The sequence below is a fragment of the Sodaliphilus pleomorphus genome (genome assembly GCF_009676955.1).
Taxonomy (GTDB): Bacteria; Bacteroidota; Bacteroidia; order Bacteroidales; family Muribaculaceae; genus Sodaliphilus; species Sodaliphilus pleomorphus.
Genome location: NZ_CP045696.1, coordinates 906,407 through 930,012, shown reverse-complemented (window position 1 = coordinate 930,012; position 23,606 = coordinate 906,407). Strand labels below are relative to the sequence as shown.

General features: G+C 56.3%; 18 protein-coding genes, 3 tRNA genes and 2 pseudogenes. 6 read left to right on the top strand and 17 right to left on the bottom strand.

Annotated features, from left to right (window positions below; all coding sequences use genetic code 11):
* Positions 1–2 precede the first annotated feature (2 nt).
* From GF423_RS03830 to nagA, 4 genes are all read right to left on the bottom strand, one after another.
* Positions 3–1,415: a pseudouridine synthase gene (locus GF423_RS03830; RefSeq protein WP_154327135.1), complete on the bottom strand. Its 1,413-nt coding sequence runs from the start codon at positions 1,413–1,415 to the stop codon at positions 3–5.
* Between the two features lie 314 nt (positions 1,416–1,729).
* Positions 1,730–1,807: transfer RNA gene (locus GF423_RS03825), tRNA-Val, on the bottom strand.
* Between the two features lie 542 nt (positions 1,808–2,349).
* Positions 2,350–4,329: a PDZ domain-containing protein gene (locus GF423_RS03820; protein WP_154327134.1), complete on the bottom strand. Its 1,980-nt coding sequence runs from the start codon at positions 4,327–4,329 to the stop codon at positions 2,350–2,352.
* Between the two features lie 283 nt (positions 4,330–4,612).
* Complete coding sequence (nagA, locus tag GF423_RS03815) at positions 4,613–5,791, bottom strand: N-acetylglucosamine-6-phosphate deacetylase (protein ID WP_154327133.1); 1,179 nt, start codon at positions 5,789–5,791, stop codon at positions 4,613–4,615.
* A 280-nt stretch (positions 5,792–6,071) separates the two neighbouring features.
* On the opposite strand from nagA, the gene GF423_RS03810 reads away from it, so the two are divergent.
* Positions 6,072–6,147 (top strand) — tRNA-His (locus GF423_RS03810).
* Positions 6,148–6,280: 133 nt separating this feature from the next.
* On the opposite strand, the gene purN is transcribed toward GF423_RS03810, so the two are convergent.
* Complete coding sequence (gene purN, locus GF423_RS03805) at positions 6,281–6,865, bottom strand: phosphoribosylglycinamide formyltransferase (RefSeq protein ID WP_154327132.1); 585 nt, start codon at positions 6,863–6,865, stop codon at positions 6,281–6,283.
* Positions 6,866–6,944: 79 nt separating this feature from the next.
* Here purN and GF423_RS14345 point away from each other — a divergent pair.
* Positions 6,945–7,125, top strand: a pseudogene (locus GF423_RS14345) (hypothetical protein); the annotation flags it as partial.
* A 723-nt stretch (positions 7,126–7,848) separates the two neighbouring features.
* On the opposite strand, the pseudogene GF423_RS14165 reads toward GF423_RS14345, so the two are convergent.
* From GF423_RS14165 to GF423_RS03790, 4 genes and pseudogenes are all read right to left on the bottom strand, one after another.
* Positions 7,849–8,028 (bottom strand): annotated as a pseudogene (locus tag GF423_RS14165) (IS30 family transposase); the annotation flags it as partial.
* Positions 8,029–8,746: 718 nt separating this feature from the next.
* Positions 8,747–8,956, bottom strand: a complete 210-nt coding sequence (locus tag GF423_RS03800; protein WP_154327131.1) for a hypothetical protein — start codon at positions 8,954–8,956, stop codon at positions 8,747–8,749.
* A complete protein-coding gene (locus tag GF423_RS03795) occupies positions 8,953–9,456 on the bottom strand; it encodes a DUF3990 domain-containing protein (protein WP_154327130.1) in 504 nt (167 codons plus the stop codon). Before GF423_RS03795 ends, GF423_RS03800 begins: the two co-directional genes overlap by 4 nt.
* Entirely contained in the window at positions 9,453–9,920 is a 468-nt protein-coding gene (locus GF423_RS03790; RefSeq protein ID WP_154327129.1) for a helix-turn-helix domain-containing protein, read from the bottom strand. The genes GF423_RS03795 and GF423_RS03790 overlap by 4 nt, the downstream gene beginning before the upstream one ends.
* Before the next feature lie 174 nt (positions 9,921–10,094).
* On the opposite strand from GF423_RS03790, the gene GF423_RS03785 reads away from it, so the two are divergent.
* Positions 10,095–10,167, top strand: a tRNA-Thr gene (locus GF423_RS03785).
* Between the two features lie 694 nt (positions 10,168–10,861).
* Here GF423_RS03785 and GF423_RS03780 read toward each other — a convergent pair.
* The 4 genes from GF423_RS03780 to purB form a co-directional block, all read right to left on the bottom strand.
* Positions 10,862–12,274, bottom strand: a complete 1,413-nt coding sequence (locus GF423_RS03780) for a DUF4270 family protein (protein WP_206113355.1) — start codon at positions 12,272–12,274, stop codon at positions 10,862–10,864.
* 52 nt (positions 12,275–12,326) lie between these two features.
* A complete protein-coding gene (locus GF423_RS03775) occupies positions 12,327–13,133 on the bottom strand; it encodes a glycogen/starch synthase (protein ID WP_154327127.1) in 807 nt (268 codons plus the stop codon).
* Positions 13,134–13,241: 108 nt separating this feature from the next.
* Positions 13,242–14,039 carry a copper homeostasis protein CutC gene (locus GF423_RS03770; RefSeq protein WP_154327126.1) on the bottom strand — a complete coding sequence of 266 codons (798 nt, stop codon included), beginning with the start codon at positions 14,037–14,039 and terminating at the stop codon, positions 13,242–13,244.
* Between the two features lie 73 nt (positions 14,040–14,112).
* Positions 14,113–15,456 (bottom strand): adenylosuccinate lyase, encoded by a 1,344-nt coding sequence (purB, locus tag GF423_RS03765; protein ID WP_154327125.1) that lies wholly within the window; start codon positions 15,454–15,456, stop codon positions 14,113–14,115.
* Between the two features lie 195 nt (positions 15,457–15,651).
* Between purB and GF423_RS03760 the strand changes: the two genes are divergently transcribed.
* On the top strand, positions 15,652–16,674 hold the full coding sequence (locus tag GF423_RS03760) for an alpha/beta hydrolase (protein ID WP_235911636.1): 1,023 nt from the start codon (positions 15,652–15,654) through the stop codon (positions 16,672–16,674).
* A 44-nt stretch (positions 16,675–16,718) separates the two neighbouring features.
* Positions 16,719–17,591: a patatin-like phospholipase family protein gene (locus GF423_RS03755; protein WP_154327124.1), complete on the top strand. Its 873-nt coding sequence runs from the start codon at positions 16,719–16,721 to the stop codon at positions 17,589–17,591.
* Here GF423_RS03755 and GF423_RS03750 read toward each other — a convergent pair.
* Positions 17,580–19,313, bottom strand: coding sequence for an MAG1210 family protein (locus tag GF423_RS03750; protein WP_154327123.1), 1,734 nt, complete (start codon positions 19,311–19,313; stop codon positions 17,580–17,582). The two genes, GF423_RS03755 and GF423_RS03750, sit on opposite strands and share 12 nt — an antisense overlap.
* A 15-nt stretch (positions 19,314–19,328) precedes the next feature.
* Positions 19,329–20,081 carry a LemA family protein gene (locus tag GF423_RS03745; RefSeq protein WP_154327122.1) on the bottom strand — a complete coding sequence of 251 codons (753 nt, stop codon included), beginning with the start codon at positions 20,079–20,081 and terminating at the stop codon, positions 19,329–19,331.
* 360 nt (positions 20,082–20,441) lie between these two features.
* Between GF423_RS03745 and GF423_RS03740 the strand changes: the two genes are divergently transcribed.
* On the top strand, positions 20,442–20,672 hold the full coding sequence (locus tag GF423_RS03740; protein ID WP_154327121.1) for a hypothetical protein: 231 nt from the start codon (positions 20,442–20,444) through the stop codon (positions 20,670–20,672).
* Positions 20,673–20,775: 103 nt separating this feature from the next.
* Here the strand turns inward: GF423_RS03740 and GF423_RS03735 are convergent, their stop codons facing one another.
* A complete protein-coding gene (locus GF423_RS03735) occupies positions 20,776–21,918 on the bottom strand; it encodes a cytochrome d ubiquinol oxidase subunit II (protein WP_154327120.1) in 1,143 nt (380 codons plus the stop codon).
* Positions 21,919–22,002: 84 nt separating this feature from the next.
* Positions 22,003–23,580, bottom strand: a complete 1,578-nt coding sequence (locus GF423_RS03730) for a cytochrome ubiquinol oxidase subunit I (protein ID WP_154327119.1) — start codon at positions 23,578–23,580, stop codon at positions 22,003–22,005.
* Positions 23,581–23,606: the final 26 nt, after the last annotated feature.

The window sequence follows — 23,606 nt, the reverse complement described above, 5'->3', positions numbered from 1 at the left end:
TCCTACTCAAAGCTGCCCTGCTTCAAGAAGTTGACTTCTTCCTGAGTGAGGTAGCGCCAGCGGCCGCGAGGCAGGTTCTTCTTGGTGAGACCTGCAAAGTACACGCGGTCGAGCTTCACCACGTGGTAGCCCAGCGACTCAAAGATGCGGCGCACCACACGGTTGCGGCCCGAGTGTATCTCGATGCCGGCCTGCTTGCGGTCGGTGGGCGAGACGTAGCTCACGGCATCGGCGTGGATGGGCCCGTCGTCGAGCTCAACGCCGTCGGCGATGTGCTGCATGTCTTCCTCGCTGATGGGCTTGTCGGTCCACACTTGGTAGATTTTCTTCTTTACATATTTTGGATGGGTGAGTTTAGAGGCCAGGTCGCCGTCGTTGGTGAGCAGCAGCACGCCTGTGGTGTTGCGGTCGAGGCGCCCCACTGGGTAGATGCGCTCCTCGCAGGCGCCCTTCACCAGGTCCATCACGGTCTTGCGGCCGTTGGGGTCGTCGCTGGTGGTCACCGTGTCTTTGGGCTTGTTGAGCAGGATGTAGACTTTGCGCTCGCTCATCACCTCCTTGCCGTCATACTCTACGGTGTCCTTAGGGGTGATTTTCACGCCAAGCTCGGTCACAACCTCGCCGTTCACCTTGATCAGGCCCTTCTGTATCAGCTCGTCGGCCTCGCGACGCGAGCACACGCCGGCATTGGCCATAAACTTGTTGAGACGTATCTGCGTGTTGGGATCGATGATGGGCTGCTCATATTCCACAGGCTGCGGACGCGGTGTGAATCGCATCTGCGGGCGTGGACCCTGCTGCATGTGCTTGCCTTGCTGCGGGCCGCGCTTGTAGCCGCCTTGCTGCGGGCCACGCTGCTGGTAGCCGCCGCGCTGCTGGTAGCCACCCTGCTGGCGATATCCGCGCTGCTGGTAACCGCCCTGTTGTGGGCCACGCTGGTAGCCACCCTGCTGGCGGTAGCCGCCCTGCTGACGTGGCTGGTAGCCGCCTTGCTGACGTGGCTGGTAGCCACCGCGCTGCTGGTAGCCACCCTGCTGACGTGGCTGGTAGCCGCCGCGCTGCTGGTAGCCACCCTGCTGGCGTGGCTGGTAGCCATCTTGCTGGGGCTGCTGTGCCTGGGCATCGGCTGCGCCGGCAGCATTGTCGGGCTGTTTGCCTGGTGCCTGATGGTTGTTGTAATGATTGGATTGGTAGCGTGGCTGATAGCCGCCACGTGGCTGATAGCCGCGCTGCTGGTTGTAGCCGCCGTAGCTTGGGCGGTTGTATCGGGGCTGGTAGCTGCCATGGCCTTGGTTGTCTTGTGTTTCACGACTGTAATCGGGTCTCTCGTAACGAGGCGACTCGTTGTCTTCGATCGCTGGCTTGGCCTCGCTTATGCGCGGTCTTTTCGGCTTCTTCTCTAAATTCTCATCCATATTGCTGGAGTCTTTTAATGGTTAATACAAATGTTTGTTTTTTTTTAAATAAGTTGTTTTAGTTTTGGCCATCTCGGCCTCTGGGATAATTTCAAATAAGCAATAATGCATCAATCTGCTTTTACCCTAAAAATATGTGGCAAAGTTAGTGCTTTTTCCAAAATTACAAGGTTTTGGCCCAATAAAATTCAATAAATTTCAACAATTTAACTACTTTTTGTCGGCTCTGGCGCTGCTGCGGCCCGTGGCCTGCATGGCTGCAAGCCGAAAAAAAAGAGCTTGAAATCTTCTTTCAAGCTCCTTCACTCTTGTAGTGGTGGGCGTTGACGGATTCGAACCGCCGACCCTCTGCTTGTAAGGCAGATGCTCTGAACCAGCTGAGCTAAACGCCCCTTCTTGTGCTGCCCACACCCCCTTGTGGGGCGTGAATTGCGGTGCAAAGGTACAACAATTTTTGAATCGTGCAAAATTTTTGTCCTCAATTTTTTTTGTTGTAGAGTCAAGTGGCAAGTGCAAAATTAGCGATTTGCCGGAAGAAAACATTCTTTGGGCAGTCGAAATTCAGTGTTGATTGACTGCGCCTCACTATCGAGGCGATAACTTTTCTCGGAGTCCTTCTTTGCAGTAAGGCGAAAATTGCGACCTTTGCTGCGAGGTTAATTGATAATACATATCGCAATACAAAGTTAGTTAATCTCGGGGAGACTTCGGTCTCCTTTTTTTGTATTGCTGGTTGAAAGTTACATTTTGCGCGACTTAATGGCGGATTGGGGAGGGGCTGGGAGCATGTGAAGCCCCATCCCCAATCCGCCATTAAGTCTCGAACGACAAAATGTGTGTAGGGCCATTCAGAACGAAATTTTGCGCTTCGGTTTAGAATCTACATAGAATCTACACATAGAATCTACACAGCTCAAACCAGCTCAAAATCATTCTATATGGCGATGACGACAGGGCCCAAGAGCGTGCCACTGGGGGCTGTGCCGCTCACTGCCAGGCGCAGGGCACGCAGCGGCTGTGCAGCGAGCGGCACCTTGACGGGGGCACCCACGTTGCCTTTCACGTGCAGGCTGTTGACCACAAAGCCGTGGCAGCTGGTGCCGCGCTCGCCATAGATGCACAGCTTGAGGTCGAGGTCGCGGCCAGTCACGTTCCATGTCACCCACTTGGGCGTAATGCACATGGAGTTGCCTGCCACGATGGGATGGCTCAGGTAGTCGACAGGCTGGTTGCTCGCCGGCTGCTCGTTGCCCAGGTCGCAGGTTTGGCCGCTGGCTGTCACGGCCAGGGCACGGGCGCCGTGGCCGTAGAGCTGCTGGCAGCTGGTAGCAGTGGTATAGACACGGCCAGTGGTTGTGAGGCACGCGATGTGGCCGCTGGCGGTGAGCATGGCCAGCTCGTGCTCGGCCTCGTTCCAGGCCAGCTGGGTGGTGCCGGCCACATCGCGCAAGTGCTCGACAACCTTGGCCCCCGTGATGCTGCACAGGCGGCCCAGGTTGTCGACAAACCACGTGCTGCCGTCGCCCTCGGCGGGCTGCGTGCCGCGGGCTATGACCTTGCGGCTCATGATGCGGGCCTCGCCGTAGCTGCCGCTGGCGAGCTGGGGCAGGGCAAAGATGCCCTCGCTGGTGAACACGTAGACGGGAAACCGCCCGTATCCGCCCGAGTAGATGGGGCGGGTAGCGATGGCCAGGGCCAGAATCTCGCCGCCCACGATTTTCTTGCTCTGCGCTGTCACGAGCGGGTTGTCGATGCGGCTCACGGCAATGTGGCCTGTCGCACTGCCTGTGTAGAGACGGCCGTTGTGGGCCATGCTGGCCGTGACGCCTTGCGGGCTGGTTGCGACGAGGGCGTCGACGTCGGCGCTTGTGAGCTTGAGCGCCTCGACGGGGTCGTCGATCCACTGCCCCTTGGCCAGTTCGGCCACATGTGTGGTGCGTGCGGCCAGGTGCCACGCGCTGGTGCGCAGGTCGGCCTCGATGGCCGCTGCAGGTCGCGGTGTGGGCCCCAGCTCAATGGTGTAGCGGCGCGTGCCCACGTTGCTCACGCCCATGCGGTAGTCGAGCACGGCGGCGCCAGCCACCTGGGCCTCATCGGTGACCAGGATGTCGATGCTCTTGACCAGCCCGAGCCAGGCCTCGTCGATGCCGGCTTGCGGGGTGATGGCCAGGGTGAAGCAGGGCCTCGCGAGCTCGCACTGGGGCAGGCCGGTCCACTTGCCGTCGTGCTGCTCGGCCTCGCAGCTCGTGCGGTAGCTCGACTTCACGCAACTGGTGCCAGTCTCGACTGCCGGACTCACATAGAGGTAGCTGTCGTCCCACAGCCTCACGGCATAGCGGGCCAGCACGGGGCCGGTGCGATAGCCGGCATCGGCGGCTTGCCGCCCGAGCTGTTTCCATGCCGCAGCCACTGTCGCCGCAAGACCTTGCAAGTCGGCACTGGGCAGGGGATACTGCCACGTGGCCAGGGGCTGGGCAAAGGTGTAGGGCGGCAGCGTGATGCTCATGCTTGTGTCTTTGCCCTGACCGATCGCGATTGCTGGCACGGCCCTTGTGGGTGCCACCTCGTTGTAGCCCGAGCTGGTGCGATACAGGTAGATACGTTCGGCACGGGTCGTGATCACGAGAAAATTGCCCACCACGTGGACAGCGATGCCTGTGCCCTCGACCCGGGCCAGCTGGGTGCTGCCCCACATCACGCTGTGGCCGTCGCGCAGGGTGATGAAACGGTCGCCGTCGATGGCGAGCAGGCGGTCGCCTGCGGCGATTGCGGTGGTGCTGGCGGGCAGGCCGGTGACTTGCAGCACGCCCTCGCGGGGGCGCAGGTTGTTGCACTTGCAGGCAGCTCCCGCTGTGGCGGCCTCGGGGTTGTAGTGCTGCTCGATGCCCGAGAGGGTGATAGTTGTTGCTTTCATGATGCTGTGTGTGTTGTGTGTGTGATTTAAAGTGTGAGTAAGGCAGCCTGAGCCCCTGGGCGCGATGCCATGGCTGGGCTGTAGACTTGTGTGGCAAAATTACAACAAAAATTATAAAATACCAAATTATTTGGGCTATTTTCTTGGCATTATAACCATTTTTTTATTTGGCTGGCTCGTGGAATGCTTGCCTTGCGGGTGGAAAAACGGCTGGGGCACATGGTCGCTACGGCCATGTGCCCCAGTGCGGTGATAGGGGTAATTGTGCGGCTGTGGGGCTGCGCTACTCGAGCGGGTAGAGCTTGCCAGTGCCTTCTACCAGCTCGCCCATCGAGTAGACGGCACGCAGCTGGATGTCGTTGTCGAGAATCATGATGTCGGCGTCCTTGCCGCGTTGCAGCGAGCCCTTGCGGTCGTAGATGCCCATGATGCGGGCCGGTGTCTCGCTGGCCATGCGGCAGGCGTCGCGCAGCGGTATGTTGGCCTTGGTCACGGCCACGTTGATGAGGCGGTCCATCGTGGCGATGGAGCCGGCCAGTGCCGAGCGGTCGCTGAGCTTGCACACGCCGTCCTCGATGATGACACGCGGGTCGAAGGCCTTGGTGCTCGAGCTGCCGCTCACGGCCAGGGCATCGGTGATGAGTGCGGTGCGCTCCACGCCCTTGATGGTGTAGATGAGGCGCAGTATGGGCACGGGCACGTGGATGCCGTCGGTGATCATTTCCACGCTCATGTTCTCCATGAGGTAGACCGACTCGACCGTGCCGGCGTGCTTGTACTCGCGCACGTTGTGGAAGCCGGGCATGGCGTTGTAGAAGTGGGTGGCCAGGCTGTAGCCTGCATCGTAGGCGCGTTTCACGTCGTCATACTCGGCAGCCGTGTGCCCGATGGCAGCCACAACGCCCTTGCTGGTGATGTACTTGCCCATCTCGATGGCGCCGGGTAGCTCGGGGGCCACATCCCAGCGGCGCACGCAGTCGTAGTCCTCGACAAAGTGGTGGTACTCCTTGGGGTCGGGGTTGCGTATGATTTCGGGCATCTGCGCGCCGGCCTTGCGGGGGTTGAAGTAGGGGCCCTCCAGGTGCAATCCCATGATGGGGCTGCCAGGCTCTTTCATGAGCTGGTCGCAGGTGTGGCAGGCGGCGTCCATCATCTCGGCTGTCGACGACGACAGGGTGGGGAAGATGGCCGTAGTGCCATGTTGCATGTGGGTCTTCACCGCCTGCCTGAAGGCTTGCTCGGTGCCCTCCATGAAGTCGCTGCCGCCGCCGCCGTGGCAGTGCAGCTCGATGCCGCCCGGCACCACGTGCAGCCCTTTGGCGTCGATGGTCTTATCGGCGTTGGGGTCGATGTTGCTGCTTTTTCTCACCTCGGTGATGAGGCCGTTCTCGATGAGTACCGAGCCTCCGTCGATCCACCCTTGTGGGGTGAGTATATGTCCGTTATAGATTTGAGTTAACATAGTGTAAATCCTGTTTAGTTGTTTCCCGTTTTTTTTGTTTTATTTTGTAATATGCAAAAATAATGAAGTTTGTTGATTTTGCCACATGCCGAAAATATTTTTTTCGAATTATTTACTAAAATTTAATTTTCGCTGCTTCTGCATGACCGCGTTGGGCGGCCTTGAGGAGGAGTGGCGCCCCCCGACGATAGTGTTTTTTTTGAAAAATATTTGAAAAAAAAGGCCCGGTTGTTGCAAGTGTGGAAATATTGTGCTACCTTTGCACCTGCAAAACCAACATGGTGGGCGTAGTTCAGTTGGTTAGAGCGTCAGATTGTGGTTCTGAATGTCGTGGGTTCGAGTCCCACCTCCCACCCTTGAAGCCCGAGGCGATTGTCGCTTCGGGCTTTTTTCATAGTGTGCCGGCATGATTGCGGCCCAGTCGCAAAAAAAAATGGGAGGGCGGCAGCCTGAGTGTTTCCCGGCTGTAGCGCGGGCCGAGAGCTGCAGTCAGGCTTGCTGCCGCTGCAGCGAGGCGATGACCCTTTCTATCACTTGGGGAAAGTATTTCATCTCCAGCTCGTGCTCCTTCTGGGCAATGGTCTCGGGGGTGTCGGCAGGAGAGAGCGCCACGCGGTACTGGGCAATGATGCCGCCGCCGTCGCACTGCTCGGTGACCCAGTGCACCGTCATGCCCGTCTCCTTGTCGCGGGCCTTCCACACCGCCTCGTGCACGTGCGGGCCATACATACCCTTGCCGCCATGCCTGGGCAGCAATGCAGGGTGAATGTTGATGATGGCATGTGGGTAGGCCTGGATGAGAAATGCGGGCACCATGAGCAGGAACCCTGCCAGCACGATGAGCTCCACGTGGTGCCGCGACAGCAGCTCAAGCATCGTCGCCGGGTCGTTGAGTGCCTGGCGTGGCACGATTGCGGCGGTCACGCCCAGGCGCCGGGCCCGCTCCACGACAGGCGCCTGGGCCTTGTTGCACACCACCAGTGCCACGCGGGCCTGGCTGGAGTGGGCAAAGTGGTTGATGATATTCTCGCAATTGGTGCCGTTGCCCGAGGCAAAGACTGCTATATTGACCATGGGTTTCAAGTTTTGTCGTTACATCTCGCACTGCAAAGGTAGCGAAGAAAGTGAAAACGACCAACACGCGGCCGCGCCTTTGTGCACCTATACATGCTTCAACGGGACTTCCACAGCCCTCTGTGTATTTGTTCCCTATGGTGGAAATTTTTCATGCGATGAACGAATTTAGGCGCACCGGACTGGACAAACTGGTAGACGGGCGGCTTGATCTCCGCTGTGTGAACTATGGCTATCAGTGCAGCAATATCATGCTTGCGCGACGCTGAACATCTACACCATGGACAGATGGCTGCACTACCGGACCATATACAACGCCTGCTACCGATGAGCCAAACGTTTTGGAGGGGCTGTCGTCTATACCCCCCGATGGGGTAAAGGGGGCATTATGCGCGCATATCAGCCAGCACAGGGCAAACAGCCAGCCCAAGCACGAAAAAATCGCCTTCTTGGCAATTTTGACCTCAACGCTCTGAGGCTTCAAGTAGGATTGCGGAATTGAAGTTATAGCAAAAATCTTTGTAATTAAGGTTCTTGTAATTTACTACTAGACTTTTCATCACACTTATAATGTAAATTTCCAGAAGAATCTGTAAAAAAATACTTTATTATATTTACTTTAGCTCCCATCCCGTCATGTCTTATTACATATTGGGTGTTTGGTAATAGCCTTATATAGGAAGGATTATACCGAAATTCTTGCTTATAAGAAGACGATTCTATCGCTTTAAATTTCTTTGATATTCGTTTTTTTAAACAAATAGTATCCACCTCTCTGCATGTTCCCTTTGTCCGCCGAAAGAAGTCATATGTATAAGATTTGCTAAAGCTATCTAATGGCTCAATAGAAAAATGCAACAGATTGTAAATATAAAAAGTCTGTTCCTTTTCATTGAATTCTACATCATGATTGTCACATGAACAAATCAAAAATAAACACATGAAAATTTCTATTATATATTTCATTCTCAAAAATCCTACTTTCAACTGGCAAGTGCAAAATTAGCGATTTGCCGGAAGAAAACATTCTTTGGGCAGTCGAAATTCAGTTTTTTACGAGGTCTTCGATTGATTTTATACTGAATTTTGCGGATGAATGCACTGGATATGGTAGAAAAATCGGTGCCTTTTGGAATATATTGCCTGATGAGTTTGTTGGCATTTGCTGGTTGAAAGTTACATTTTGCGCGACGTAATAACGGATTGGGGAGGGGCTGGGGGCATGTGAAGCCCCATCCCCAATCCGCCATTAAGTCTCGAACGACAAAAATGTGTGTAGGGCCATTCAGAACGAAATTTTGCACTTCGTTATTGAATATGGTCTTCCACAGCCCTCTATGTATTGTTCCCTATGGTGGAAATTTTCATGCGATGAACGAATTTAGGCGCACCGGACTGGGCACGCTGGTAGACGGGCGGCTTGATCTCCGCTGTGCGAACTATGGCTGTCAGTGCAGCGATATCATGCTTGCGCGACGCTGAACATCTACACGAAGGCCAGATGGCTGCACTACCGGACCCTATACAACGCCGGCTACCGATGAGCCAAACGTGTTGGAGGGGCTGTCGTCTATACCCCCCCCCGATGGGATAAGGGACATTATGCTCGCATATCAGCCAGCACATGGCAAAAAGCCAGTCCGAGCACTAAAAAATCGCATTCTTGGCAATTTTGACCACAACACTCTGAGGCTTCAAGTAGGGTTGCGGAATTGAGGATTCTCTGATAAACACCAATCAAGCAAGTCTTTAACGACTCCATGGCAGTATGGCAAACTCGCTACACTGTGAATGACGTGGTAAGGTCTCTTTGCTCTCATAAACTTGTATGTGAATGGCTTCTCTATCAGTCACATAGAAGAACTTTTACTTATGTTTTCCTCATTGTGCCATCGTTACCTCTTTGAGTAGTCGTTCTGACAAATCTTCGAAGGTCGTTCCTTCTGGTATCTTCCCACCTGCCAACTCATTGGCTACCTTTGACATGCATACCGCTCCGACAGCAGCCATAGTCGACAGGTGCAGCTTATTGGCAATATAAGTTGTAAGCCTTGTCAGCAATCTCTCTATTTCAAGTTTATCTGTAATCATAAGTCTAAAATTAATTGTTTAATTCCTTTTTCTGTACAAAAGCAGTATTGTATGTACTCCGGACCGGGATATTTCAACTGTTTTGCCAACTTGTTGAGGTTAGTGCTATTGGCGTATGCGTCGCCGTAGCTCCTACGGTATTCCTGTAATATGGCATCTACACGCGAGTCGGCAACAGGACCGATGACGATGTCGTAATCATGTTTGTAGTTATGAAGAGGATCTTTTTCCCTGTTCCTTAGCACAAAGAGAGCCCATTCCGCGGACCTGCCATCGAACTTCTTTATCCTTACATCGGCGGGGCATCTTGATGGGTTAAAGATGAAAGGTGACACCTCCGGACTGCCATCGCCCATAATGGCTGTTGTTCTTTGCGCCATGGCGACTGCACGAGCATAATCCTTAGTCAGATAGAAACCACGACCAAAGTCCTTGAAGTCCTTGCTCTTTGACAGGTCTATTCTGGTAATCAGTTGGTTACTGCCGTGATAGAGAATCATAGACGACCACCGTTATTTGCACATACGCGTGATACATCATTGACAATCTCATGATTGCTGAGGGTCTTCTCAATGTCTTGGTATTGGCGCATGAAGTCCATCCCCTTGAAAGTCACGATATAGTTGTAAGCCTTAGTGAGAGGAATCTTCTTCTCATCGGCAAAGTTGTTGATAACAGACACAATAAAATCGCTTTCCTCTTGGTTAAAGCCAGCTTTGTCAACAACGTTAATCTGCAATGCCGACCCCATCTTGCCAAGAATGAAAGATGCCACCTCGGGCGTTATCGGTGCTCCATGCTCAATCTTTGACACACGAGACTCCTTCAAACCTATCAGCTTACCAAGCTGGGCTTGCGTAAGGCCTTTCTTCTTTCGCTCCTCGCGTATAATCATTCCTAAGCTCTTGTTTTCCATATCAATCAGCTTTTGATGTATGGTGCAAAAATAAACAAAACTTTCCATATTAGGAAAGTTTGACGAAATAAAATCGTACTTATAAAAGTTTAAATCAAAGCCTACTTGCCACTTGACTCTACACATGAAAAAAGTGAGCGCGAAATTTTTGATTTCTAATTTAATGTTTGTATCTTTGCACTCGCATTAAAGAGACAGCGGTGCAAGTGTCGCGCCGCATCAGCCGCAATAGCTCAGTTGGTAGAGCATTTCATTCGTAACGAAAAGGTCGTGGGTTCGAGTCCCACTCGCGGCTCTTAGCCATCCTGCAAGCGGGATGGCTTTTTTTGAGCCTGTGGGTGTCACGGGCATGGCCGGCGCACGCAATTGGGGGCTCGCTGCGCCCTTGCGGCGGCGCATGCCGTGGTATGATAATTGCCGCCGCGAGTGTAAAAAAGAAGACCAACACTACCGAAAAAGATGAAAATATTACTTTTTTGCCAAGAAAAGTGATATTTTTTTATAAAAACGTTTGCTATTTCCAAAAATTGATGTATATTTGCAATGTTATTTCAAATAAACGATGCGATTTACTATTGGTGAATCCACTAAAAACAGAATTCAAAATAGTTGTTTTATAGATAATTGTGTATTTAAGGAAATGGGAAAGTCGTGAGACTGTCCCTTTTTTTTGTCTGCACTGTTGCCCTCGTGCTACAACGGGCCTGTCGCGCTGCCCTCGTGCTTTTGCCCAAATGCTGAGTCGTACCTTTGTGGCCGTTAGCACTGTTGTGCGCTCCTGCAACAACGCATGCGTCTCGGCATGGTGGCAGCCATAATGAATTGAACGAGGATGTGTAATCGCATGTAAATCGGCAATATCAAGATCGGCATTTTCCCCAATTGGCGCAATCAAAAAGAGAAGCGGCAGGAAGACACTGTGTGGGGTGTGTGGCCCCTTGCTTCCTGCCGCGTGGTGCGTTGTTGCCTGAACGGACTGTATACCTCTGTTACTCTGCCGATTGCTTGGTGTACACGACCTTGATTTTAGCCTTGTCGAGGCGCAGCTTGCCCAGGCAGGGTTGCGACACCGAGGGCGCAATCTTGGTGACCGTGGTCTTGGTGCCGCCGTAGTAATAGTAGCTGGAGTTGGAGGTAGTGTAGGTGCTCACATCGATGGGCGTGATGGTGAGGTTGATGTCGTCGTCGCTGGCCACGCCGTTCTCATTGTCGATGATGTTGAGCAGGTACTTGCGCATGCCCGAGAACACATAGGTGCCCGTGCTCTTGTCGTACTTGGCATAGAACGAGTCCTTGTCGTTGGTGAGGCTGTCGCCGTCGAAGAACGCGTCTTTCTTGCCCTTTTTCACCATGAGCAGGTAGGCCGGGGGCTCCACGTCGTAGGTGTTGCTTATTTTCTCGACCGGTATTGTGAGCTCGAGGGTGTTGATGAGCGAGAGGCTGTTGCGCGTGTTCTCGCGGTACTTGTCGATGATTTCCTGAATGGGGAACTTCACGTTCACCTCATAGCCTGCCGGGCCCATGACCACAGCCTGGCCGGCAGCAACCATTTCTTTCACCTTGGGGTCGGGCTCGAGCTTGATATTGTTGTTGTTGACCACCTCGGGGGTACTGGCCACATAGCTCTGGCGCTGGGCGGCATAGACGGTGTCGGTCGAGTCGGTGAGCTGCACGTGCTGGTGGTAGTACACGTCGATGTCGGTGGCATAGTAGTTCATCACGCGTCCGTTGCCATAGGAGTTGGTGATGTACAGGCCAGGGTAGTGCGCTGCAAATTTATCGGGGTCGGAAAATGCCTCGCGGTTGCTCTTGTACAGTTCATACATGCTCTGTGCAAACGACTGCGGCAGCTTCACGTGCACCTCTTTCCAGTAGTAGGTGGTGTAGGTCGACGAGCTGTAGGACGACTGCAGCTCGGCGCTCTTGGGCGAGTACACGGTCGAGCCCAGCAGGTCGCCGGGGCTGTAGTAGCCCGTGGGGTCGAAGTCGCTGTAGATGGGGCTGGGCAGCTGCTTGTTGAGGGCATACACGTTCATGCGCATGGGTGCCAGCGAGTCGCCGGTAAAGGCGCTGCTGTTGCTGGTCGTGATGCACAGCGTGAGGCGGCACGAGTCGATGCTGAGCACGCCTGTGGTGTCGATGGTGTTGCTGGGCATGAGCTGGCACACGACATCGCTGGTGAGCGTGCCGTAGCCCGGGTTGTGGAGCTTGCCCACAAGCTGGGTGCTGGTGCGGGCCTGCAGCCTGGTGTTGGCCACCGTTGTGCCTGTTATGGTAAACGAGGAGTCCTCGTAGATGGTCGAGCGGGTATCGGTAATCGATGGACCAATATTCTCGTCGGTGCATGAGACAAGGCCCGCCACCATGAGCAGGGCCAATATCAGATAGATCGATTTGTTCATAAAAGAGATGTGTAGTGTGTGTGTGAGTACGTGTGTGTGTGAGTATATGTTTTTACAGCGATTTGTAGAAATCGATGTAGGCATCGACGTTGCCGCTCTCTCCCTGGTAGGGCAGGAAGGGCAGTTTCGACTTCTTGACCAGGTCCATGACCTCGGGGCACACGTGCTCGGCACATTGCACCACGCCGTCGCTGTGCTCCAGGGCCAGCTTGGTGAGCATGAGCTTGTCGGCCCGCTTCCCCTTGAGGGCCTTGATGTGCGACTCCTTGAGACCGTCAAACTTGAGCTTGTCGTAGAGCCTCTCGTCGAGGGGTTGCGGCAGGTCGTCGTCGAAGATTGAGAACACGACCTTGGTGTCGCGATAGCTGGGGTCGTCGGCATAGTAGTCCTTGATGTAGAGCGGAGCCAGAGCCGAAATCATGCCGGCGCAGTGAATGACGCTGGGCACCCAGCGCAGTTTCTTGACCGTCTCGAGCGTGCCGCGCACAAAGAAGATGCTGCGCTCGTCGTTGTCCTCGGGAGAGGTCACCGTCTCGAGCTGCTTGGTGATGTTGCGGGCAAAATAGTCCTCGTTGAAGATGAAGTACACCTGCATGTGAGCCGGTTGCAGGGTAGCAACCTTGATGATGAGCGGATGGTCGGTGTCGTCGATAATCAGGTTCATGCCCGAGAGCCTGATCACCTCGTGCAGCTGGTTGCGACGCTCGTTGATGAAACCATACTTGGGCATGAAGGTACGCACCTCGATGCCTTTCTCTTGCACGGCTTGCGACAAGTCGCGACTCATCGTGGCCATAGGTGTCTCTGGTAGATAAGGAGCTATTTCTTGAGAGATAAATAATACTTTGTTTACATCCATTGCGCAGTCTGTTTTAACTTAATGCAAAGTTAGCAATTTTTATCTGATTTTGCTAATCGTTTGAGCGTCTTGCTTTTGTTTTTAAGTAAAAATCGCACACTTTTAACATCAATTGAATTTTCTTGTGGCGCTGCGCGGCCCAGGCAGCTGCAGCAACTGGCCTATTGCTGCCTCGACACGCGCGGCCGAGGTCACCTCGATGCTGCCCTCGTCGCCCCCAAGGCACGGGGTGCCCATGTAGATGCCTGTCGAGGCCTGCTGCATGCGGCTGGGGCGCGGCACGCGGGCCGAGAAGTGAAACTCCCTGAGTCCCGTGTCCTGGCACAGGCGGGCAATGTTGCTCTCGTCGATGCCGCAGCCGGCCATGATGTGGATGCGGCCCTGGGCCTGCTCGTGTAGCTGCCTGAGCAGGCTGGCGCCCTGCTCGGCCCTGGGCTGCTGGCCCGAGGTGAGAATGCGGTTGAAGCCCAGTTGCGCGATGGTCGTGAGCGAGTCCAGCGGGTCGCGGCACAGGTCGAAGGCGCGGTGGAAGGTCACGTTCATGCCACGGGCGTGGCGCATGAGGCGGGTGCAGGCCTGCTCGTCGATGCTGCCGTCGGGGAGCAGGCACCCGAAGACCACGCCGTCGGCGCCCAGCAGGCGGCACACGTCGATGTCGACGGCCATGCGGTCGAGCTCGAGGCGGCTGTACACAAAGTCGCCGCCGCGGGGGCGTATCATCACGTGCATTGCCGCCTTGTCGTCGAGCACCTCGCGTGCTACCTTTATCTCGCCATAGGAGGGAGTGATGCCGCCCTCGGGCAGGGCGGCACACAGCTCTACGCGGTCGGCCCCGCCCTGCAAGGCTGCTTGGCAGCTCTCGACGCCGCCGGCGCATATCTCTATTTGAAATTCACCACGGTCCATGTTGTTGGGTGTTATTTATCGAGCTTGGGTTGTATATTGTGTTTCGCTTGCTTCTTCGGCGGTGAGCACGGCTTTAATAGCCGGTGTAGTTGTGGGGAGTGATGGCGCGCAGCTCGGCCTTCACGGCATCGCTCACGTTGAGCGTGTCGACAAAGTCCTCGATGCGTTTCTCGTCTACCACCTCGTTGGTGCGCGTCAGGGCCTTGAGCGTCTCGTAGGGCTTGGGGTAGCCCTCGCGGCGCAATATGGTCTGCATGGCCTCGGCTACCACGCTCCACATGTTGTCGAGGTCGGCGTCGATGCTCTCGCGGTGCAGGATGAGCTTGTTCAGGCCCTTGAGGGTGCTGGCCAGGGCTATCATCATGTGTCCCATGGGCACGCCCACGTTGCGCAGCACGGTCGAGTCGGTGAGGTCGCGTTGCAGGCGCGACACGGGCAACTTCATGGCCAAGAACGAGAGCACGGCATTGGCCATGCCCATGTTGCCCTCGCTGTTTTCAAAGTCGATGGGGTTTACCTTGTGGGGCATAGCGCTCGAGCCCACCTCGCCCTTCTTGATCTTCTGCTTGAAGTAGTTCATCGAGATATACATCCACATGTCGCGGTCGAGGTCGATGATGATGGTGTTGATGCGCTTCATGGCGTCGAGCAGGGCGCCCAGGTTGTCGTAGTTGGAGATTTGGGTGGTCCACTCCTCGCGCTCGATGCCCAGCTTCTCGTTGAGGAAGCGCTTGGCAAAGGCGCGCCAGTCATATTGGGGGAAGGCCACAAGGTGGGCGTTGAAGTTGCCCGTGGCACCGCCAAACTTGCCGCTCACGGGCACAGCCTCGAGCTGGGCCAGCTGCTGCTCGAGCCGGTAGGCAAACACCTTGAGCTCCTTGCCCAGGCGCGTGGGCGATGCCGGCTGCCCGTGGGTCTTGGCCAGCATGGCTATGTCTTTCCACTCCTGGGCATGGGCCTCGAGCCAGTCGATCACGGCCTGCACTGCCGGAATGAGCACCTCGTGGGTGGCAGCCTTGATGGCCATGGGCATCGACGTGTTGTTGATGTCCTGAGAGGTGAGCCCGAAGTGTATAAACTCCTTGTATTGCTCCAGGCCCAGACGGTCAAACTGCTCCTTGAGGTAGTATTCCACTGCCTTCACGTCGTGGTTGGTGATGGCCTCGATGTCTTTCACGCGCTGGGCATCGGCCACGCCGAAGTTCTTGTAGATGGCACGCAGCTCGTCGTGCACCTTGGGGTCGACGCCGGCAAGCTGCGGCAGGGGCAGCTCGCACAGGGCGATGAAATACTCAACTTCCACGTGCACGCGGTAGCGCACGAGTGCATACTCTGAAAAATACTCCGAAAGCGCCTCGGTTTTGCCGTGATAGCGACCGTCGATGGGCGACACGGCAGTAAGTGGACTCAAATTCATTGTCAATCTTGGGTTATAATTGTTTTTCCAACTGCAAAGTTAGTGAATGTGCCCCACAATTGCACTATAAATCCGCCTCTCGGCCTGCTTTTTTCCGGCAACTTCAATTTTTTATATAACTTTGCAGGAGCGGCGGGGCTTGGGCCCCGTGCCGCAACGATGTGGTTGAACCTAATAAACACTTGAATATTGGCAATGATGACAATCAATACTGTTGCAGTGTTGTGCTGGGCTGTGGCGGCCATGGTACTGGCGGCGCCCGGCGCCAGGGGGCAGATTGTGCCCAGTGCCGAGTTGCAGCACACGATGCTCGTTGAGCAAGACTCTTTTCTGGCCCGCATGAAGCCGGGCTTGCAGCACATGCAGATGCTGGCCGTGCGCGCGGCTATGCGAGGCGACGACACGGCCCTGGAGCGCACGCGAGAGAGCCGCAACCAGCCGCCCGTGCTGCCGCAAGGCGTAGAGGCGGTCTACGTGAGGCCCGACTTGTGCCTGTTTATGCCCTCCAGGCCCAGTGCCCGCAAGCGCCCGCTGCTGCTCTACCTGCATGGCGGCGGCTGGTGCTTTGGCAGCATCAACAGCTGTGCCCGCTTCTGTGCCGCGCTGGCACTCGAGGGCGACTGCTGCGTGGCGGCGCTCAACTATCGCCTGGCGCCGGCCCACAGGTTTCCGGCGCCGCTGCACGACTGCCAGCAGGCGCTGGCCTACCTCAAGCAGCATGCGGCCCAGTGGGGGTGCGACTCGTCGCTGGTGTCGGTGGGCGGCGACAGTGCCGGCGGCAATCTGGCACTGGCCACGGCCATGACGGTGCCGGGCGTGTGCAAGGTGATACCCATCTATCCTGTGACCAAGCTCTACACCGTGCCCAGCGCGTCGTGGAGGCAATATGCCACGGGCTATGGCAACGATGCCGAGCTGCTCGAAGCCTTCAACGAGGCCTATGCCGGGCGCGAGGCACGCAACCCGCTGGCATCGGTGGGGCTGGCCAGCGACTCGGCGCTGCAGGCCTTGCCGCCGGTGCTCATCATCTCGGCCGGGCACGACATCCTCTTTGACCAGACGGCCGAACTGGCCCGCCGCCTCGAGCGGCTGCATCACCCGCTCAGCTATCATGTGTATCCCACGGCCACCCACTTGTTTATCACTGTGCCGGGACAGCCGGCGGCCTTCAACGAGGCTGTGGCAACGGTGGCTGGCTTCTTGAACGGTGCCATGTAGCGATTTCTGATTATCTATATTTATAATAACCTTGAGTGAATGATATGAAACGAGGACTTGTACTTGAAGGGGGCGCGCTGCGGGGCATGTTTACCTGCGGCGTGATCGATGTGCTCATGGAGCGCGGCATCGGCGTCGACGGCATTGTGGGTGTGAGCGCCGGGGCGTGTTTCGGCGTCAACATGAAGTCGGGGCAGGCGGGTCGCGGCGTGCGCTACAACAAGCGCTTTGCCCGCGACAAGCGCTACAGCTCGCTGCACTCGCTGCTCACCACCGGCGACTTGTTTAATGCCCGCTTCTGCTATCATGTGGTGCCCACGCAATACGACAAGTTCGACTTCGATGCCTTCGAGCGCAATCCCATGGCCTACTATGTGGTGGCCACCGACGTTGTCACGGGCCAGGCCGTGTATCACGCGATAGGCCGGCCGGGCGACGACCGCCATGCCACCCTCGAGTGGATAAGGGCCTCGTCGTCGATGCCCCTGGTGTCGCGCGTGGTGCACATCGACGGCTTGAGCCTGCTCGACGGCGGCTTGACCGACTCGGTGCCGCTCGAGTTCATGCAGCGCGAGGGCTACGAGCGCAACCTGGTGGTGCTCACCCAGCCTCAAGGCTATGTAAAGAAGCCCATGGGCATGTTGCCGCTGTTCAGGTTCAAGTACCGCCACTATCCGCGCCTGGTCGATGCCATGGCGGCGCGCCATGTCATGTACAACCGGCAGCTGGCCCTTGTGGCCGAGCAGGAGCGTGCCGGGCGCTGCCTCGTGCTCAGGCCCGAGCACAAGCTCGAAATCAACCACACGTGCCACGACCCGCAGGTCATGCAGCGCGTCTACGACCACGGCCGCGAGGTGGCCACCCGGCATCTTGCCGCCATCGAGCGCTACCTGGGGCAAACTGCGTCACAGGCTTGAGGCGATGTGCCGCCTGTAGAGCATCGCGTTGTTGCTCGACAGCACCTTGTCGATGTGGTCGAGGCGCTGCTGCTGCGTGGCGGCATTGTCGTTTGTGCGGGTGTTGTCCTCCTTGATGTGGAGGCGCCCCGTTCCAGTCACGGGGATGTATTCGTCCCAGCACACCGGCACTTCATGATACCTCCCGTCGCCGCCCATCACGTCGATATAGGCGACACGTTGCTCGCTTCTGTAGCCGTGGGCATAGACCACGATGGTCGACTCGTCGCCATCCTCATCGACTTGCTCGGTCTTCAAGATGCAGTGCGTGACGCAATCGGGCGCCCTGAAGTGCTCTTCTCCCCATAAGTTGGCCAGGGCCTCGTGCTCCCAAAATGCGCTGTGCTGTGGCATGTCGCGGCCGTAGATGTTCTCGCGCGAGCGCATCTGCCGGTACATGGGGATGCACAGCAATGGGGCGAGTGCAAGGTAGATGGCTTTGAAATACTGGGCACTGATCTCGTAGAAGTTTTTCTCGGCAAGGTTGTAGTCAAAGTTGCTGTAATGCTTGGGACTCATGTCGAGGTCGAGCTCTTGCAGGTGACCAGAGACGATGATGTTGATCATCTTGTTTTTCTCGAAGTCAAAGTCGTCGCCGTAGCCGTTTTCATCGTCTTGCAGCAGGTGTGTCATGCTCTGCTGGGCCATGGGTGTGAAAAGCAGTGCATATTGCTGGTTGCTGTTGCGGTTGCTGGTGTCGAACATGGTTTCATAGTCCTCGTTGGTCATCATGGCATAGTCGCCGTTGCTCAAGTTGCGAGCCTCGTTGCGCAGTTTTCGCTTTTTCCACTTGAATGCCAGCGACCCCTGCTTGCTTGCCAGCCCGCTTCGGCGGCGGTCGAAAACCAGGTCGGGGGCCGCGGTGTTGCCATAGATGACGCGGGTGAGCTCGTAATACTCGGGGTAGGGGGCTGTGTACTCGGCCGAGAGCGTCTCGGTGTGCGACACCACGACCTGGTTGCCGTTTCCATCTTGCTCGTAGGTTTCCCAGAATATTTCCTTGTATCCGGTATAGGTTTTGCTTCCCATTATCATTTTTCTCGTGCGGCATATCACAAGCGGGTTGCCGTTGAGGGCCCCCGAGCGGCAGCTCATGACCGAGCGCTCGTCGTTGAAGCTGCTGTCCCAGCCGTAGACGTGCTCCATCTCGGCCAGTCGCCGGGTGGTGAAGTAGGGATCAAATTCCAAGTTGGGCACGGTCTTGGCCATCATGCGGGTGAAGAGGTCCCAGTCATAGAGCCTGTTGAGCGGCTCCATCTGCTCCAGGGCTTCGCTTTTGAGGCTGGAGACGTGAGAAGTCTCATCGAGGTGTAGCTTCCTCAACGCGCTCAACTTGGGGTGCACTCGCAAGAAGAGCATCAGCAGTACAGCCACTGTGGCTGTGCCTGTAGCGACGACGCACTCCGGCGTCCAGTCATCATAGTTTACTATAGTGAGCGTTGCACCCACAATCACCGTTATCCACAGCACAATGCACAGCATCGTCCACCGCGAGAGGCGTGATGCTGCATTGTTGGCACGCTGAGCGGTGTTGTAGATTTTGTGGCAAGTTTTGCGATTGGCTTCGATATCGACATGTGACTCGGCGGCCAGCTGGGCAAAGGTGGCCTCGGCCACATGCCTGAACCGGTCTTTGAAGACGTTGATATATGCGTCAAGAGGGTCGTAGATTTCCAGAGCCACGGCGAAAAACTTGTTTTAGAAAAACTTTGCTCTTGCCGCTTCTCTCACCTGGGCCGAGGCGGTAAACGGGATGCGGGTGGTGTAGCCCTGGCGTGCAGCCACAATCATCTTGGTGGGCCACGAGAAGATGTCGGTGTTCCACTGGGTCACGCGGCTGTTGTAGACGGTGCGGGCTGCAGTGATCTCGCGCTGCAGGTAGGAGTTTTGCTGCATGGCGTCGGCAATGGCGTCGTGAGCCTTGAGCTCGGGATAGGCCTCAACCTGGGGAAACAGGCGGCCAAAGGCGGTGTCTACTTGCTGGCTCACCGCGTTGCGGTTCTGGTCGTTGATGTTCACGCCGCTGCGCAGGGCGGCCACCGCCTTCATCACGTCTTTGTCGAGGTCGATGGCGCGGTCTACCAGGCCCGCCACGTTTTGCAATATTTGCACGCGCTGTTCAAGGTAGTTGTCGATGTTGGAGGTCTCGGCCTGAATGCGCTGCTCGAGCTGCTGGAAGTAGTTGCGGGCCTTGATTTTCATGAAGATGAAGATCACGCCTGGCAGCACGCCCGCCAGGCACCCCACGACGCCCACCTCGAGCGGGTGGGTCATGTGTTGTCCAAAGAGTGCCACGCTCAAGAGCACCAGCACGGGGATGGTGACCCACAGCGCAATTTCAAACACGGTTGAGCCCGCGCCCACAGTCACGGGCAGTTGCTTGTCGATGACATGGATGTCGCGGCCGTTGCTGTTTACCGGGCCTGTGAGTTCGTCAAGTTGATTTGCCATAATGGTTATAGTTTTAGTCAGAATAATTCAGTTTAACGCAACGAGGAACCTGTGATTCCTGCTTGAGTGTAGTCAAAGTAATACTTGGGGTTTCTATATGCAAAAATGCCAAAAATAACGCAATAAAGCAACAGAAACTATGTTTTTTTACTCTGTCTTGCAAGAATAAGCGTCGATTCACGTGCTCCCCGCTTGGTCTTGATGTGGCCCTCAGGCAGTAGTGCAATCATGCTGGTAGAATACGCAAAAAATGTGCCGGTTTTAATATATTGTTAAAAAATGCCCTACTAAAGTTGTGGTTTGTTATAAAATTTTATAATTTTATAGCGATTTATCAATGTAACCTAAAATTATTTCTCTATGAAACATTTTCACGCTTTATCACTCAAGTTTGCTGTTGCGGGCCTGCTGTCGATGGGCTGGCTTGCAGCTTCGGCCAGTGTGGCGCTCAATGCCACCTATTTCCCCGACTCTACATTCAGGGCATTTATTTCCACCAAATTCGACACCGACAAAAACGATACCCTGAGCGACGCCGAAATTGCCAAAGTGAAGAATATCACCCGCACTGTCAAGCAATTGCGCCGGTAGCTACACCAGTGTGGCCTGCGCTTGCAGGGGCGATGCCCGCCTTGAGCTGCGTGTGGCTCGGGGCGGGCATCGCTATGTTTTGCAGTTGCGCACTGGCAGAGGGTCAGTACTTGTCGTCGGGGTCGGTGTCGTGCATCTCGTCGCGGGTGATTTTCACGTGGTCGATCGAGTGCCAGGCATAGAAGATGTAGGCCAGCACAAAGGGCACGAGTACCGATACCCAGCTCATGACCTCGAGCGTGAAGAGCGACGAGCTGCTGTTGCGCAGGCTCAGGCTGCTGTTGGCGTCGATGATCGAGGGATAATAGGCCGTGTCGTTGTAGCCCAGGGTGAAAAACAGGGTGAGCACCACCGCCACTGTGCCCAGGCCGGCCCACCAAATGCCGCCGGTGTAGCTTTTCACCGCCAGCGTCTTGCCTATGCCCCACAGCACGGCCACCACGCCTGCTGCCAGCAGCACCAGGTTCCACCACATGTCGAGGTAGTTGTGCAGGTACTTGTAGTCGACCCAGCGGGCATTGCCCGTGTCGTCGGTCTCAACGCCCTGCGCCGTGAGTATGAGTGCCAGCGTGGCCAGAAAGAGCACCACAAATGCGAGACCGTTCACCCACAGGTGGCGCCGCTGCGAGCTGCGCAGCTGCTCGTCGTCGATGTTGTTGATGAAGTAGAGCGAGGCCAGCGTGCGCGCCAGCATGAGCACCATGAAGCCGAACACCAGGTTTTTCCAGCAGGCTATGGCCTCGAGGCCATGACCCGCGCCCCATGTCGAGATGGCCGAGTTGGCCACATCGAGCACCTTGCTCTTGGTCACCGTAAACTCGTTGCCAAAAAACATGCTGCCCACGACCACGCCCAGCAGCACCGGGCCCAGCACGCCGTTCACGAGCAGCAGCGTGTCGAAGCAGCGCGTGCCATACACGTTGCCCCCCTTGGTGCGGTACTCGTAGCTCACGGCTTGCACCACAAAGCTGAACAAGATGAGCATCCACAGCCAGTAGGCGCCGCCGAAGCTCGTGGAGTAGAACAGCGGGAACGAGGCGAAAAACGCCCCCCCGAAGGTGACCAGCGTGGTGAACGTGAACTCCCACTTGCGCCCCAGCGAGTTGACCATGAGCGTGCGCTGCTCCTGGTCGCGGGCGCACACGAGCATCGACTGCCCGCCCTGCACAAAGAGCAGAAACACCAGCAGGGCTCCCAGCACCGAGATGATGAGCCACCAGTAGTTTTGAAGAATATAGTAAGTCATAATGCTGTTATCTTTTTTTTATATTATGTGTGTGTGATATATGCGTTGAGTGTATTGATCTCTGTCTCGTTGTCTCGGCGCGGCTCAGGCCTGCACCGTGTCGAGGTCGGTCTTCGACTTCTTGGCAATCTGCGTGAGCAAGATGCTCACGTCGGCCACGAGCAGCGCCGTGAAAATCACGGCAAATATCCAGAAGGTGACCTGCACATAGCTGGCCGAGAGGTCGCTTATGGCCACCTTGTTGGGCATCAGGTCCTGTATGGCCCAGGGCTGGCGGCCCACCTCGGCCACAATCCAGCCGCTGGCCGAGCACACATAGGTGAGCGGCACGGTCACGATGCTCAGTATATACCACCAGCGTGCCCACTTCTTGCCCTCTACCAGGCGGGGCTTGTAGGCCAGCAGCAGCACTGCCAGCATGAAGAGCAGCAGGTAGCCGCCCACCATCACCATCAGGCGGAAGGTGTAGAACGTCATGGCCACTGGCGGCACGGCCTCGGCAGGCTTGTCGAGATAGCCGTAGCCGAAGTACTTGAAGTCCTCGTCGAGCACCTTGTTGATGTTGTCGAGCTGCTTGCGGTCGTCGCTGCGGCTGGCCGCGTCATAGGCCTTCACCGCATCTTGCGCACGCTGGCCGCGCGCTATGCGCTCGGTATACGACACCGTGTTCACCAGCTTGCCCTCGCGGTCCTTGCTCACACCGTTGATGATGTCGTTGATGCCAGGCACAAACGATTGCGGGTCCTTGTTGGCCAGTATCGACAGCCCGTAGGGTATCGACACCTCAAAGAGAAACGGGTCCTCATCGTTGTCGACACGCTTGGCCGGGTTCAAGATGCCAAAGGCCACCAGCGACTGCGCGTTCTGGCCGCGGTACAGGCCCTCCATGGCTGCCAGCTTCATGGGCTGCTTCTGGCTCACGGTCACGGCGCTCGAGTCGCCCGTGGCGATGGTGAGCACGATGCCTATCGCGCCTACCCAGCCGCCCACCTTGAGGCTGCGCATGCAGTGCGCCTTGTTGCGCCCCTTGAGCAGCATCCAGCCGCTCACGCCCGCTACAAAGGCACCGCCCAGCGTCCAGGCACTGAGCACCGTGTGGAAAAACTTGGCCATCGCCGTGGGCGACGTGGCCACCGCCCAGAAGCTCGTCATCTCGTTGCGCATCGTCTCAGGGTTGAAGTGGCACCCCACAGGGTCCTGCATCCACGCGTTGGCCACCAGTATCCACAGCGCCGAGAGGCTCGCCCCTATGGCTGTGAGCCACGTCGAGGCCAGGTGAAACTTGGGACTCACCCGCTTCCAGCCGAAAAACATGACCGCAATGAAGGTCGACTCCATGAAGAAGGCCAGTATGCCCTCGATGGCCAGCGGCGCGCCGAAGATGTCGCCCACAAACCAGCTGTAGTTCGACCAGTTGGTGCCAAACTCAAACTCCATGATGATGCCCGTGGCTACGCCTATGGCAAAGTTCACCCCAAACAGGGTCATCCAAAACTTGGTCGTGGCCAGCCACTTCTCGCTACGTGTGCGGTAGTACATGGTCTCCATCACAGCCACGATCACGCCCAGGCCCAGCGTGAGCGGCACAAAGAGCCAGTGATAAATGGCGGTGAGTGCAAATTGTGCACGCGACCAGTCTACAACGTTCATTAGTTCATTCATATTCTGTATTTAGTTGGTTTTGTTTA